4 protein-coding genes are annotated in these 16176 nt (G+C 62.9%); 3 read left to right on the top strand and 1 reads right to left on the bottom strand.

Annotation, left to right across the window (positions count from 1 at the left end):
• Positions 1-66: 66 nt before the first annotated feature.
• The gene (locus tag V9L13_RS11820; protein WP_338802594.1) at positions 67-864 is read left to right on the top strand and encodes a transporter substrate-binding domain-containing protein; all 798 of its coding nucleotides are present in this window, start codon (positions 67-69) and stop codon (positions 862-864) included.
• An 84-nt stretch (positions 865-948) separates the two neighbouring features.
• Entirely contained in the window at positions 949-1962 is a 1014-nt protein-coding gene (locus V9L13_RS11815; RefSeq protein WP_338802593.1) for a GNAT family N-acetyltransferase, read from the top strand.
• 133 nt (positions 1963-2095) lie between these two features.
• Here the strand turns inward: V9L13_RS11815 and V9L13_RS11810 are convergent, their stop codons facing one another.
• A complete protein-coding gene (locus tag V9L13_RS11810; RefSeq protein WP_003226680.1) occupies positions 2096-2650 on the bottom strand; it encodes an RNA polymerase factor sigma-70 in 555 nt (184 codons plus the stop codon).
• 369 nt (positions 2651-3019) lie between these two features.
• On the opposite strand from V9L13_RS11810, the gene V9L13_RS11805 reads away from it, so the two are divergent.
• Entirely contained in the window at positions 3020-16018 is a 12999-nt protein-coding gene (locus V9L13_RS11805; RefSeq protein WP_338802592.1) for a non-ribosomal peptide synthetase, read from the top strand.
• Positions 16019-16176: the final 158 nt, after the last annotated feature.

Raw genomic sequence — 16176 nt, 5'->3', positions numbered from 1 at the left:
GGCTAACTGGGCGAAACCGCCTAGCTTGAATGCATTGATCGGTATTTTTTCGGGGAGTGGGGTGTTTTGAAGTCTTCGCCAATTCGGACGGCCACGGGTCTGGTACTCGTCGCGCTGACGGCATTTTCAGGGTTGCCTGCGCAGGCGGCGCAACTGGTTCGAGTGGGCGCCGCGCACTTTCCCCCTTACACCATTCGCCCGGAAAGCGGCGCCGATACCGGGCTGCTGCCGGAATTGGTCGAAGCGCTCAACGCGTTGCAGTCGGACTATCAGTTTGTCTTGGTACCGACCTCGATTCCCCGGCGTTTCGGCGATCTGAAGGAAGGTCGCACCGACATGGCCATCTTCGAAAACCCCGAGTGGGGCTGGAAGGACATTCCACATACCACGGTCGATATGGGCCTGGAAGATGCCGAGATTTTTGTCGCGCAACGCAAAGATGCTCGCCAGGAAAACTATTTTTCCGATCTCAAGGGCAAGCGCCTGGCGCTGTACAGCGGTTATCACTATGAGTTCGCCAACTTCAATGCCGATCCCAAATACCTTGCTGATACGTTCAACGCCACGCTGACCTATTCCCACGACAGCAACCTGTTGATGGTTCTGCGCGGGCGCGCCGACATTGCTTTGGTGACGCGCTCATACCTGTTCGATTATCTGAAGCGCAATGAAAAGGTTAAAGATGAGCTGTTGGTGTCGCAGCGCATCGATCAGATTTATCACCACTACGCCATTTTGCGCCCGAGCGCACCGATCACCGGCGAGGCGTTCAGCAAGTTACTGCAGGGTTTACGCAACAACGGCCAGATGCTGAAAATCTTCGAGCCGTACAAGATTGCCGTGGTGCCGGTGCCGCAGCCCTGAGCGTTTTTCATCCCGGCGGCTAAATTTCCTCCCTTGGCTCACGTCCCATCGTTGAACTGTCGACGATTATCGTGAGCCCGACCCATGTCCAATCTGAATGACCTGACTGCCCTGGCCTTGCCTTCGGGCAGCCAATTGGTAGCCGATGCAACTGAAAGCCGTCTGAGCCTGAGCCTGGACGGGCAACCGCTGATTCGCCTGCGTATGGATCGTGACGGCAACGGCCCGATTCAGCTCGATGAGCGTTTTGCCCTGCCGCCCGGCCTGGCGTTGTGGGCGGCCTGTTACTGGTTGTTCGCCCGTGAGCCGGAGCGCCAGCAATTGCTCTGGCAGCTGGATCAGCCCCCCAGCGAAGCCTTGCTCAGCGGTTTGCTGGTGAGTACCGAGGTGGCGGGTGAGTATCGCTGCGAACGCACACTGTTCTGGCAACTGCCGCAGCCATGGCTCGGCACCTCGTTGAGCGGCAGCTACCCGCAGCAAATGGTGATCAGCCAGGGCAAGCGCCATCCGCTGCGCCCGGTGAAGCCGCGCGGTGAAGTCTATCGGCGCTTCGATGCGCGTCTCGGTGCGTGGATTTCCCTGCGCACGGTGGAAATCGAGCAGGATCTGGCGCGTTTCAACCGTTGGCAGAACAGTCCGCGGGTCGCCAGTTTCTGGCAGGAGGAGGGCAGTCTTGAGCAGCATCGCGAATACCTGAGCAAGCTCGACGCCGATCCGCACACCCTGACGCTGATCGGTTGTTTCGACGATCAGCCGTTTGCCTATTTCGAAGCCTACTGGGCCAAGGAAGACCGTATCGCGCCGTTCTACGACGCCGACAATTACGACCGTGGCATTCACATGCTGGTGGGGGAGGAGAATCACCGTGGCCCGCACAAAGTCGCGAGCTGGTTGTCGGCGCTGGTGCATTACCTGTTTCTGGATGATCCGCGCACTCAGCGTGTGGTCGCCGAACCGCGTGCCGACAATGCGAAGATGATCGGCCACATGCACAACCAGTGCTTCCACTGCGAGAAGGAATTCGATTTCCCGCACAAGCGTGCGGCGCTGATGATTCTGGGGCGTGAGCGGTTTTTTGATCGGTGCAAGCTGGCCTGAGGTTCAGGCCTCAAAGATCTACGTGATCTTGAGGCCGCATTCGCGAGCAAGCCCGCTCCCACATCGACCTGTGTACGCCGGTCAAATGTGGGAGCGGGCTTGCTCGCGAATGGCTTGACGCCGAATTCAGGGCTTAGCGACGACCCATCGAGGCCGCATCCCCACGACTGCCCGACACCTTGCGGCAGTGCACCAGCGCATCACGAATCATGAAGTTGACCAGGGTCGGCGAGACGCCGAGTTCCTTGGCGATGTCCTTTTGCGGCACCCCGTGCAGGCGGTACATCTCGAAGGCGTAGCGGGTGCGGCTGGGCAGTTCGGTCAGCGCGTCGGCGATGTGTTCCAGTGTCGAGAAATTGATGTGCGAGGTTTCTGGCGAAGCGCCTTGAATGACCACGTTCAACCCTTCCTCTTCCGGGCCTGCGTATTTCTGCTCCAGCGCCTGTTTGCGGTAGTGATCGATGGCCAGATTGCGCACGATCTGGAACAGGTAACTCAATTGAGCCTTGATTGACGACGTGATCGGTGGAGCCGACTGCAGCCGGAAGAACGCATCCTGAACCACGTCTTCGGCGCGCGAACGGCAGCCGGTAATGCGGGCTGCAATCTTCACCAGAATCAGTCGATTGTCGACGAAGGCCTGAAGTAGCGGTGAATCGCACCTGCTTGTGGATACTTGTTCCGTCATGGAAATCACCTTGCTGCCAATAGGTTAGTGGGACGCCTGGGGGACGGGGCCGTCCTACACATCGAGCGACAAATTATGTTGAATGATAATGATTGTCAATTGAGAAAGAGAACTAATGCTCCGTAAAGGTGCGAATCGAGAACTGCGACACACCGCCACACCTCGGCCCCGTTGGCGATCCTGCGCGCCGACTAATTATTTCCAGACGTCATCCGTTCTCATTGGTGAATGGCTTCGGGCGCACAGCCCCGGCCAGACAGCATTCCCAAGCCTCGCGCGGTCGGCACAGACCGCGCCCTGCACGCCCTCGACCGGCGTGACGCAGCAACCCGATTCCACTTAGCAAGCCGAATTCAGGCAGGAAACCTCATGACCGACGCGTTCGAACTCCCCAGCACTCTGGTCCAAGCCCTCCAGCGCCGTGCGGCACAGACGCCGGATCGACTGGCCCTGCGCTTTCTCGCCGAAACCGAGGAGCAGGGCGTGGTGCTCAGTTACCGCGAACTCGATCAGCGCGCGCGGACCATTGCTGCCGCGTTGCAGGCCCAGGCTGAATTCGGTGATCGCGCGGTGCTGCTGTTTCCCAGCGGCGCGGATTACGTCGCAGCGTTTTTCGGTTGCCTGTACGCCGGGGTGATTGCGGTGCCGGCCTATCCGCCGGAGTCCGCCCGTCGTCATCATCAGGAACGCCTGCTGTCGATCATCGCGGACGCCGAACCGCGTCTGCTGTTGACCAGCGCCGACCTGCGCGATGCCTTGCAGCAAATCGAAGGTGCGCCACCGCTGCTGTGCGTCGATACGCTCGACAGCGCGCAGGCTGAACGCTGGGTTGAGCCGGCTCTGCCGCAAGATCACATTGCCTTCCTGCAATACACCTCCGGCTCCACCGCGTTGCCCAAAGGTGTGCAGGTCAGCCACGGCAATCTGGTGGCCAACGAGCTGCTGATTCGTCACGGTTTCGGCATCGACGTGAACCCTGATGACGTGATCGTCAGCTGGCTGCCGCTGTACCACGACATGGGCCTGATCGGCGGCCTGCTGCAACCGATTTTCAGCGGCGTGCCGTGCATCCTGATGTCACCGGCGTACTTCCTTGGCCGCCCGTTGCGCTGGCTCGAAGCGATCAGCCAATACGGCGGCACCATCAGTGGCGGACCGGATTTCGCCTATCGTTTGTGCAGCGAGCGGGTCAGCGAATCGGCGCTGGAACGCCTCGACCTGAGCCGCTGGCGCGTGGCCTATTCCGGCTCCGAACCGATCCGCCTCGACACCCTTGAACGCTTTGCCGAGAAGTTCACCCCGTGCGGCTTCAGTGAAGACAGCTTCATGGCCTCTTATGGTCTGGCCGAGGCAACCCTGTTCGTCGCCGGCACCCCCCGTGGCGCTGGTATTCCTGCGCTGCGCGTCGATGATCAGGCGCTGGCGCAAAATCGCGCCGAGCCGGGCGACGGCAGCCCGATCATGAGTTGCGGCATCAGCCAGCCTGAGCATGCGGTGCTGATCGTCGATCCGGTAACGCTAAACGAACTGGCTGACAACCTCGTCGGTGAAGTCTGGGCCGCCGGCCCGAGCATCGCTCACGGCTACTGGCGCAATCCCGAGGCCAGTGCCAAGACTTTCGTCCAGCACGCCGGCCGCACCTGGCTGCGCACCGGTGACCTGGGCTTCATTCGCGACGGTGAACTGTTCATCACCGGGCGCCTGAAAGACATGCTGATCGTGCGTGGCCACAACCTGTATCCGCAGGACATCGAGAAGACTGTCGAGAACGAAGTGGAAGTGGTGCGCAAGGGCCGGGTCGCGGCATTCGCGGTCACTCAGGACGGCGAAGAAGGCATCGGCATCGCCGCGGAAATCAGCCGCAGCGTGCAAAAAATCCTGCCGCCCGAAGCACTGATCAAAGCCATTCGCCAAGCGGTGGCCGAGGCCTATCAACAAGCGCCGAGCGTGGTGGTGCTGCTCAATCCGGGCGCGCTGCCGAAGACGTCCAGCGGCAAGCTGCAACGCTCGGCGTGCCGCAATCGTCTGGCCGATGGCAGCCTCGACAGCTACGCGGTGTTCCCGTCCACCGAGGTGCAAAGTACCGCATCGACCCTGGCAGCCTCCGAGCTGGAAGCCTTGATCGGCAAGATCTGGGCCGAACAACTCAACATCAGACAGGTCGGTGCCGACGACCACTTCTTCCTGCTCGGCGGCAACTCGATTGCCGCCACGCAAGTGATCGCCCGAGTGCGTGAAGAACTGGCGCTGGAGCTGAATCTGCGCCTGTTGTTCGAAGCCCCGACCCTGTCCGCGTTCGCCGCTGCCGTGGCGCAGCAGCAACAGGACGGCGGCAGCGCCCAAGGCGCAATAACCACCTTGTCGCGCAGCGAAGCACTGCCGCAATCGCTGGCGCAATACCGGCTGTGGATCACCTGGCAACTCGACCCGCAAAGCAGCGCCTACAACATTCCCGGCGCCTTGCGTCTGCGCGGCGAGCTGGACGAAGACGCGTTGCGTGCGAGCTTCCAGCAACTCATCGAGCGCCACGAATCGCTGCGCACGCGCTTCCTCGAACGCGACGGCGTAGCGCTGCAACAGGTCGACGCGGCGGGCGAGTTCAACCTGCAACTGATCGACATCAGCGACCTGCCGACGCACGAGCGTGAAGCCCGCGCGCAACAGATCCGCGAGGACGAGGCGCACACCCAGTTCGATCTGGAAAAAGGCCCGCTGCTGTGGGTGACGGTGGTGCGCCTCGACGACGAGGATCACCAGTTGCTGGTGACGCTGCACCACATCATCGCTGACGGCTGGTCGCTGAACGTGCTGATCGACGAGTTCTCGCGCCTGTACGCTGCCGCCTCTCAAGGCCAGCGCGCCGAACTCGCGCCGCTGCCCACTCAATACGCCGACTACGGCAGTTGGCAGCGCCAATGGCTGGCGCAAGGTGAGGGCGAGCGACAACTGGCGTACTGGAAAGCGCAACTGGGCGACGAGCATCCGGTGCTGGAACTGGCCACCGATCATCCGCGCTCGGCCAAGCAATTGCACAGCGCCGCGCGCCACAGTGTGCGCCTCGGCGTCAGCCTCAGTGATGCGATCAAGCAGACCGCCCAGGCTCACCAGTCGACGCCGTTCATGCTGTTGCTCTCGGCCTTCCAGAGCCTGCTGCACCGCTACAGTGGTCAGCGCGATATCCGCATCGGCATCCCCAACGCCAACCGTCCGCGCCTGGAAACCCAGGGCCTGATCGGCTTCTTCATCAACACCCAAGTGCTGCGGGCCGAGGTTGATTCACGGCTGTCATTTGTCGAGTTGCTGGCGCAGACCCGCGAGGCTGCACTGGGGGCGCAGGCCCATCAGGATCTGCCTTTCGAACAACTGCTCGAGGCGTTCCCGCAGGCCCGCGAGCAGGGTCTGTTCCAAGTCATGTTCAACCATCAGCAGCGCGACTTGAGTGCGCTCAAGCGCCTGCCGGGTCTGCTCGCCGAAGAGTTGCCGTGGCACAGCCGCGAAGCCAAGTTCGACCTGCAACTGCACAGTGAAGAGGATCGCAACGGGCGCCTGACCCTGTCCTTCGACTACGCCGATGAGCTGTTCGAGGCGGCGACCATCGCGCGTCTGGCCGAGCACTTCAGCAACCTGCTGCGCGCCGTCTGCGAACAGCCGCAACAGTCGATCGGCGACCTGCCAATGTTGACTCTGTGCGAGCACGAACAGCAGCAGGCATGGAGCGTCGCCCCGTGTACCCCGGCGCAACAATGGCTGCCGGAACTGCTCAACGAACAGGCGCGGCAGACCCCGGAACGCACCGCGCTGGTGTGGGACGGCGGCAGTCTCGACTTCGCCGAATTGCACGCCCAGGCCAACCGCCTCGCGCATTATCTGCGCGACAAAGGTGTCGGCCCGGATGTGTGCGTGGCGATTGCTGCCGAGCGTTCGCCGCAACTGCTGATCGGTCTGCTGGCGATCATCAAGGCCGGTGGCGCGTATGTGCCGCTGGACCCGGATTACCCGGCCGAGCGCCTGGCTTACATGCTCAGCGACAGCGGTGTCGAGCTGCTGCTGACTCAGACCGCATTGCTCGACCGTCTGCCGGCCAGCGACGGCGTCAGCGTGATCGCCATGGACGCGCTGCATCTGGAGAGCTGGCCGAGCCAGGCGCCGGGTCTGCACCTGCATGGCGACAACCTCGCCTACGTGATTTACACCTCCGGCTCCACTGGGCAACCGAAAGGCGTCGGCAACACCCACGCCGCGTTGGCCGAACGTCTGCAATGGATGCAGCACAGTTACCGCCTGAACGACAGCGACGTGCTGATGCAAAAGGCGCCGATCAGTTTCGACGTGTCGGTGTGGGAGTGCTTCTGGCCGCTGATCACTGGCGCGCGTCTGCTGATCGCCGGCCCCGGTGAACACCGCGATCCGCATCGCATCGCCCAGTTGGTTCAGGAATACGGTGTGACCACGCTGCACTTTGTGCCGCCGTTGCTTGCGCTGTTCATCGACGAGCCGCTGAGCGCCGAATGCACCAGCCTGCGCCGAGTGTTCTCCGGTGGTGAAGCGCTGCCGGCGGAACTGCGCAACCGCGTGCTGGCGCAACTGCCGGCGGTGCAACTGCACAACCGTTACGGCCCGACCGAAACCGCAATCAACGTCACCCATTGGCACTGCACCACGGCCGATGGCGAGCGTTCGCCGATTGGCCGGCCGCTGGGCAACGTGATCTGCCGCGTGCTCGACGCCGATCTCAATCCCGTGCCGGCCGGTGTGCCGGGTGAACTGTGCATCAGCGGCATGGGTCTGGCCCGGGGTTACCTCGGTCGCCCGGCGCTGACTGCGGAGCGTTTCGTGGTCGATCCACTGGGCGAGCAGGGCGCACGTCTGTATCGCACCGGTGACCGGGCGCGCTGGACCGCTGATGGCGTGATCGAATACCTCGGGCGTCTCGATCAGCAGGTCAAACTGCGTGGTTTCCGCGTTGAGCCGGAAGAAATCGAAGCGCGCCTGCTGGCCCAGGACGGCGTCGCTCAAGCCGTGGTACTGGTGCGGGAAACCGCCGCTGGCGCGCAATTGATCGGCTACTTCATCGCCATCGATGCCCGCGAAGATCAGGACGCGCAAATCGCTCGTCTGAAAACCGCGCTGGCCGCCGAACTGCCGGAATACATGGTCCCGGCGCAACTGATGCGCCTGGACGCAATGCCCCTGAGCCCGAGCGGCAAGCTCGACCGCCGCGCCTTGCCCGACCCGCAGTGGCAGGTGCGTGAACACGTCGAACCGGTCACCGAACTGGAGCAACAGATCGCCGCGATCTGGCGCGAAGTGCTGGGTCTGCCTCAAGTCGGCCTGCGTGACGACTTCTTCGCCCTCGGCGGACACTCGTTGCTGGCCACGCAAATCATCTCGCGCAGCCGCCAGGCCTGTGACGTCGAGTTGCCGTTGCGCGCTTTGTTCGAGCACAGCGAACTCGGTGACTTCGCCGAGCAGATCCGCCTGATCCAGGCCAGCGGCCAGACCAACCAGCAGCCGCCGATTGCCAAAGTCGATCGCAGCCAAGCGGTGCCGCTGTCGTACTCGCAACAACGCATGTGGTTCCTCTGGCAGATGGAGCCGGACAGCCCGGCGTACAACGTCGGCGGCATGGCGCGCCTGCGCGGCGTGTTGCACGTCGAGCATTTCGAGGCGGCCTTGCAGGCGCTGATCCTGCGCCACGAAACCCTGCGCACCACGTTCCCGAGCGTCGATGGCGTGGCCCGTCAGCAGGTGCATGCCGAGACCGGCGTGCGCATGGGTTGGAAAGATTTCTCGAAACTGCCGGCGGACCAGCGCGAGCAACAGGTCCAGCAACTGGCCGACGAAGAAGCGCATCTGCCGTTCGATCTGGAAAGCGGCCCACTGCTGCGCGCCTGTCTGGTGAAGACCGCCGAGCAGGAGCATTACTTCGTCCTGACCCTGCACCACATCGTCACCGAAGGCTGGGCGATGGATATTTTTGCCCGCGAACTCAGCGCGCTGTACGAAGCGTTCGTCGATGAGCGCGATTCGCCGCTTGAAGCGTTGCCGGTGCAGTACCTCGACTACAGCGTCTGGCAACGTCAGTGGCTGGAGTCCGGTGAACGTCAGCGTCAACTCGACTACTGGACCGCGCAACTCGGTCGCGAACATCCGCTGCTGGAACTGCCCGGCGACCGTCCGCGTCCGCCGGTGCAAAGCCACCAGGGCGAGCTGTTCCGTTTCGACCTGAGCGACGATCTTGCCGCCCGCGTCCGTGCGTTCAATGCGCAAAACGGTCTGACCCTGTTCATGACCATGACCGCCGCGCTCGCCACCTTGCTCTACCGCTACAGCGGTCAGACCGACCTGCGTATCGGCGCGCCGGTGGCCAACCGTATCCGCCCGGAAAGCGAAGGGCTGATCGGTGCATTCCTCAACACTCAGGTGTTGCGTTGCCAGCTCGACGGGCAGATGTCGGTCGGCGAGTTGTTCGAGCAAGTGCGTCACACGGTGATTGAGGGCCAGTCGCATCAGGACCTGCCGTTCGATCATCTGGTCGAAGCGCTGCAACCACCACGCAGCGCGGCGTACAACCCGCTATTCCAGGTGATGTGCAACGTGCAGCGCTGGGAGTTCCAGCAGAGCCGCATGCTCGCCGGGATGACCGTCGAGTACCTGGCCAACGATGCGCGAGCGACCAAGTTCGATCTCAACCTGGAAGTCACCGACCTCGACCATCGCCTCGGTTGCTGCCTGACCTACAGCACCGATCTGTTCGACGAACCGACCATTGCACGCATGGCAAAGCATTGGCGCAACCTGCTGGAAGCGTTGATCGCCGATCCGCAACAGCGTCTGAGCCAATTGCCGCTGCTCGACCCGACTGAACAACAGCGGTTGCTCGACAGCCTCGGCGTTGAACCGGGCGAACGTCGTCTCGACCAGTGCATCCATCACCTGTTCGCCGAGCAGGCGCTGGCGCGCAAAGATGCCCCGGCCCTGACCTTCGCCGGCCAGACCTTGAGCTACGCCGAACTTGATGCCCGCGCCAATCGTCTGGCCTGGGCCCTGCGTGAGCGTGGGGTCGGCCCGCAAGTACGGGTCGGTCTTGCGCTGGAGCGTTCGCTGGAAATGGTCGTCGGCCTGCTGGCGATCCTCAAGGCGGGCGGCGCTTACGTGCCGCTGGACCCGGAATACCCGCTCGACCGTCTGCATTACATGATCGAAGACAGCCGCATCGGTCTGCTGCTCAGCGACCGCGCGATGTTCAATGCGCTTGGCGATCTGCCGTCGAACGTGGCGCGCTGGTGCCTGGAAGACGACAGCGCGGCGCTGGCGGATTACCCGGCCACTGAGCTGCCCTTTATCAGCCTGCCGCAGCATCAGGCGTACCTGATCTACACCTCGGGTTCGACCGGCAAACCGAAAGGCGTGGTGGTGTCCCACGGTGAAATCGCCATGCATTGCCAGGCCGTGATCGAACGTTTCGGCATGCGCCCGGACGACTGCGAGCTGCACTTCTATTCGATCAACTTCGACGCCGCCACCGAGCGTCTGCTGGTGCCGTTGCTCAGCGGCGCGCAAGTGGTGCTGCGAGCGCAAGGGCAGTGGGATGCGGAAGAAATCTGCGGGTTGATCCGCACCCATCGGATCAACGTGCTCGGCTTCACCCCGAGCTACGGCAGCCAGCTGGCACAGTTTCTCGCCACGCAGAATGAAACTCTGCCGGTGCGGATGATCATCACCGGCGGCGAAGCGCTGACTGGCGAGCACCTGCAACGGATTCGTGCTGCGTTCAAACCGAGTCTGTTCTTCAACGCCTATGGCCCGACTGAAACCGTGGTCATGCCATTGGCCAGTCTCGCCCCGGAAGTGCTGGAAGAGGGCGCCGGCAGCGTGCCGATCGGCAGCGTGATCGGTGACCGGGTGGCGTACATTCTCGACGCCGATCTGGCGTTGGTGCCGCAAGGCGCGACCGGTGAATTGTTCGTCGGCGGCGCCGGTCTGGCGCAGGGGTATCACGACCGTCCGGGCATCAGCGCCGAGCGTTTCGTGGCGGACCCGTTTGCCGCCGATGGCGGGCGCATGTACCGCACCGGCGATCTGGTGCGCCAGCGTGCCGATGGTCTGGTGGAATACCTGGGACGGATCGACCATCAGGTGAAAATCCGTGGTTTCCGCATCGAACTGGGCGAGATCGAAACCCGTCTGCTCGATCACCACTCGATCCGCGAAGCGGTGGTGCTGGCGCTGGATGCACCGAGCGGCAAACAACTGGTGGGTTATCTGGTCAGCGAAGTCGCCGAGCAGGGCGAAGCGCAACAGGCCGAACTGCGTGAAGCACTGAAGTCGCACCTCAAGGCACAACTGCCGGATTACATGGTGCCGACACACCTGATCCTGCTGGCGAGCATGCCGCTGACCGCCAACGGCAAACTCGACCGCCGCGCCTTGCCGGCACCGGATCCCGAGCTGAACCGTCAGCACTACGTCGCCCCGAGCAGCGAGTTGGAGCAGACCCTGGCGCAGATCTGGTGCGAGGTGCTCAACGTCGAGCAGGTCGGCCTCAACGACAACTTCTTCGAACTCGGCGGCGACTCGATCCTGTCGATTCAAGTGGTCAGCCGTGCGCGGCAGCAGGGCATTCATTTCAGCCCGCGGGATCTGTTCCAGCATCAGACGGTGCAGACCCTGGGCGCCGTGGCCAGCCGCAGCGAGCAAGTCACTGCCGAGCAGGGACTGGTGGTCGGTGAGTCGGCCATGACGCCGATCCAGCACTGGTTCTTCGACACTGAAATCCCTGAGCGTCAGCACTGGAATCAGGCGCTGCTGCTGGAGCCGAGCGTGGCGCTGGAACCGCATCGTCTGGAGCAAGCGCTATTGGCGGTGATCGAGCAGCACGACGCCCTGCGTCTGCGCTTCACTCAGGCCAACGATCAATGGCAGGCAACGCATCAACCGGTGTCCGACGCCGAGGTGTTGTGGCAGGTGCGGGTGGCGGCGATGGACCAGTGCGCAGCACTGTTCGCCGATGCCCAGCGCAGTCTCGATCTGGAAAATGGCCCGTTGCTGCGTGCCTTGCTGGTGGATGGTCCGCAGGGTGAGCAACGCCTGTTCATTGCGATTCATCACTTGGTGGTCGACGGTGTGTCATGGCGCGTATTGCTCGATGATCTGCAAACCGTGTACCGCCAGCTCGATGCCGAGCAGTCGGTAAAACTGCCGGCGAAAACCAGTGCCTTCAAGGACTGGGCGGCACGTTTGCAGGCCTATGCCGGCAGCGAATCGCTGCGCGAGGAACTGAACTGGTGGCAAACCCAACTGGCCGGATCGAGCGCCGAGCTGCCGTGCGAAAACCCGCAGGGCGGACAGCAGAATCGTCACGCGCAAACCGTCAGCGTGCGCCTCGATGCCGAGCGTACCCAACAACTGCTGCAACAGACGCCGCGCGCCTACCGCACCCAAGTCAATGACCTGTTGTTGACGGCGCTGGCCCGTGTGCTGTGCCGTTGGAGCGGTCAGCCGTCGGCATTGATTCAACTGGAAGGCCACGGCCGCGAAACCCTGTTCGACGAGATCGACCTGACTCGCACCGTCGGTTGGTTCACCAGCGCCTATCCATTACGCCTGACCCCGCACAACATCGAAGAGGCCGCCGGGCAGGGCGCTTCGATCAAGGCGATCAAGGAGCAACTGCGCGCGGTGCCGCACAAAGGCCTCGGTTATGGCGTGCTGCGCTATCTGGCCGATGACCTCAGCCAGCGCAGCATGGCGGCGTTGCCGAATGCTCCGGTGACCTTCAACTACCTCGGTCAGTTCGACCAGAGTTTCGCCAGCGATGCGCTGTTCCGTCCGTTGGACGAGCCGGTCGGTGCGGCCCACGATCCACAGGCGCCGTTGCCCAACGAGTTGAGCATCGACAGTCAGGTGTATGGCGGCGAACTGTTGCTGCGCTGGACTTTCAGTGCCGAGCGTTACGAGGCGCAGACCATCAACGATCTGGCCGACGCTTACCTTGGCGAGTTGCAAAGCCTGATCGAACATTGCCTGCAAGACACAGCCGGTGGCCTGACGCCGTCGGACTTCCCGCTGGCGAAACTGACCCAGGCGCAACTCGATGCGCTGCCGGTGCCGGCCGCGCAGATCGAAGACGTCTATCCGCTGACGCCGATGCAGGAAGGCATGTTGCTGCACACCTTGCTCGAACCGGGCACCGGTCTGTATTACATGCAGGATCGCTACCGCATCAACAGCGAGCTTGATCCCGAGCGTTTCGCCCAGGCCTGGCAAGCGGTGGTCGCCCGTCATGAAGCGCTGCGTGCGTCGTTCTGCTGGAACGTCGGCGAAGACATGCTGCAAGTGATCCACAGCCCGGGGCGCACGCCGGTCGAGTATCTGGACTGGAGTGCCATGAGCGATGCCGAGCAAGAACCGAAGCTGCAAGCGCTGCTGAAAAGCGAGCGTGAGGCCGGGTTCGATCTGCTCAATCAGGCACCGTTCCACCTGCGCCTGATCAAGGTCGGCGCGGCGCGTTACTGGTTCATGATGAGCAACCACCACATCCTGATCGATGCCTGGTGTCGTTCGCTGCTGATGAACGATTTCTTCGAGATCTACACCGCCCTCGGTGAAGGTCGCGAAGCACAGTTGCCGGTGCCGCCGCGCTACCGCGACTACATCGGCTGGCTGCAACGCCAGAGCCTGGCCGAGGCGCGTCAGTGGTGGCAGCAGAACCTGCAAGGTTTCGAACGCACCACGCCGATCCCGAGCGACCGACCGTTCCTTCGTGAACACGCTGGCGAAAGCGGCGGCATGATCGTTGGCGACCGCTACACGCGACTGAATGTCGAGGACGGCGCCCGTCTACGTGAGCTGGCCCAGGCCCATCAGCTGACCATCAACACCTTCGCTCAAGCGGCATGGGCTTTGGTATTGCGCCGTCTGAGCGGTGATCGCGACGTGCTGTTCGGCGTAACTGTGGCCGGACGCCCGGTGGAAATGCCGGAGATGCAACGCACCGTCGGCCTATTCATCAACAGCATCGCGCTGCGGGTGCAGATCCCGGCGGACGATCAGCGTGCCAGTGTGCGCCAGTGGTTGAGCGGCCTGCTCGACAGCAACATGCAACTGCGCGAGTACGAATACCTGCCGCTGGTGAACATCCAGGAGCAGAGCGAACTGCCGAAAGGCCAGCCACTGTTCGACAGCCTGTTCGTGTTCGAGAACGCGCCGGTGGAAGTCTCGGTGCTGGACCGTGCGCAGAGTCTCAATGCGACCTCGGACTCGGGCCGCACTCACACCAACTTCCCGCTGACAGCGGTGTGCTACCCGGGCGATGACCTCGGTCTGCATCTGTCGTATGACCAGCGCTACTTCGACGAATCGACCATCGAGCGCATGCTCGGCGAGTTCAAGCGTCTGTTGCTGGCGCTGGTCGATGGCTTCCATGGCGACATGGCCGATCTGCCGTTGCTGGGGACCGAAGAGCAGGACTTCCTGCTGCACGGTTGCAACCAGAGCGCCCACGACTATCCGCTGGAGCAGAGCTACGTGGCGCTGTTCGAAGCGCAGGTCGCGGCGCACCCGCAGCGCATCGCCGCCAGTTGCCTCGATCAGCAACTGAGCTATGCCGCGCTCAACCACAACGCCAACCGCCTCGGCCATGCACTGGTCGCCGTGGGTGTGCAGACGGATCAACCGGTAGCGTTGCTGGCCGAACGTAATCTCGATCTGCTGGGGATGATCATCGGCAGCTTCAAGGCCGGTGCCGGTTACCTGCCGCTGGACCCGGGCCTGCCGAGCCAGCGTCTGCAGCGGATCATCGAGCTGAGTCGCACGCCGGTGCTGGTGTGCAGCGAGGCCTGTCGCGAACAGGCGCAGTCTTTGCTCGATGAATTCAGCTGCGCCAACCGTCCACGGCTGTTGGTCTGGGAAGAGGTGCAGGCGCTGGCGACATCGCTGCAAAACCCGGGGATCTACAGCGCCCCGGACAACCTGGCATACGTGATCTACACCTCGGGTTCGACCGGGTTGCCGAAAGGTGTGATGGTCGAGCAGCGCGGCATGCTCAACAACCAGTTGAGCAAGGTGCCGTACCTGAAACTGACGGATGCCGACGTGATCGCGCAGACCGCTTCGCAAAGCTTCGATATTTCGGTCTGGCAGTTCCTCGCCGCGCCGTTGTTCGGTGCGCGGGTGGACATCGTGCCGAATACCATCGCCCATGATCCGCAAGGCTTGCTGGTGCATGTACAGGCGCAGGGCATCACCGTGCTCGAGAGCGTGCCGTCGCTGATTCAGGGCATGCTCGCTTCTGATCGCCTGAGCCTCGACGGTCTGCGCTGGATGCTGCCGACCGGTGAAGCGATGCCACCGGAACTGGCGCACCAGTGGCTGCTGCGTTACCCGGACATCGGTCTGGTCAACGCCTACGGCCCGGCGGAGTGCTCCGATGACGTGGCGTTTTACCGCGTCGACCTGGCTTCGACTCGCGGCAGCTATTTGCCGATCGGTACGCCGACCGACAACAACGTGCTGTACCTGGTCGATGGCGCGCTGGAACTGGTGCCGTTGGGCGCGGTGGGTGAGTTGTGCGTAGCGGGGACGGGTGTCGGTCGCGGTTACGTCAGCGATCCGCTGCGCACCGCGCCGGTATTTGTGCCCAACCCGTTCGGCGCGCCGGGCGAGCGTCTGTATCGCACCGGTGACCTCGCGCGGCGGCGCAGTGACGGGGTGCTGGAGTACGTTGGCCGGGTTGACCATCAGGTGAAGATTCGCGGTTACCGGATTGAACTGGGTGAGATCGAGGCGCGTCTGCACGAACAGCCGGAAGTCCGTGATGCGGCGGTCGGCGTGCAGGAAGGCGTGAATGGCAAGCACTTGGTCGGCTATCTGGTCGCGGCGGATTCGGCGCTCAACCCGAGCGAACGTCTGGAGCGGATCAAGCAACGCCTGCGCAGCGAACTGCCGGAATACATGGTGCCGCTGCACTGGTTGTGGCTGGATCAGTTGCCGCACAACGCCAACGGCAAACTCGACCGCAAGGCCCTGCCGGCGCTGGAGATCGGTCAGTTGCAGAGCCAGGACTACCTGGCCCCGCGCAACGAACTGGAGCAGACCCTGGCCGACATCTGGGCCGAAGTGCTCAAGGTCGACAAGGTCGGCGTGCGCGACAACTTCTTCGAACTGGGCGGGCATTCGTTGCTGGCCACGCAGATCGCCTCGCGGGTGCAGAAAGCCCTGCAACGCGATGTGCCGCTGCGGGCGATGTTCGAGTGCAGCACTGTGCAGGAACTGGCCGAGTACATCGAAGGCCTGGCGGCCAGTGACATGACCGAGGACAAGGTGGATCGCTTGAATGATCTGATGGCGGAGCTGGAAGGCTTGTAATTCCGGCGTCTTCACCGGCCCCTTCGCGAGCAAGCCCGCTCCCACCATTGGAATGCATTCCCCTGTGGGAGCGGGCTTGCTCGCGAAAGCGTCAGTGAATTCAACACAAATAAACCGGCATATTCACGTACATATCCAGGGTTGACGATCAACAACCG

Source organism: Pseudomonas sp. RSB 5.4, assembly GCF_037126175.1.
Classification (GTDB): domain Bacteria; phylum Pseudomonadota; class Gammaproteobacteria; order Pseudomonadales; family Pseudomonadaceae; genus Aquipseudomonas; species Aquipseudomonas fluorescens_H.
Note: the sequence above shows the minus strand (reverse complement) of the source record. Positions and strands in the feature narration are given on the sequence as shown.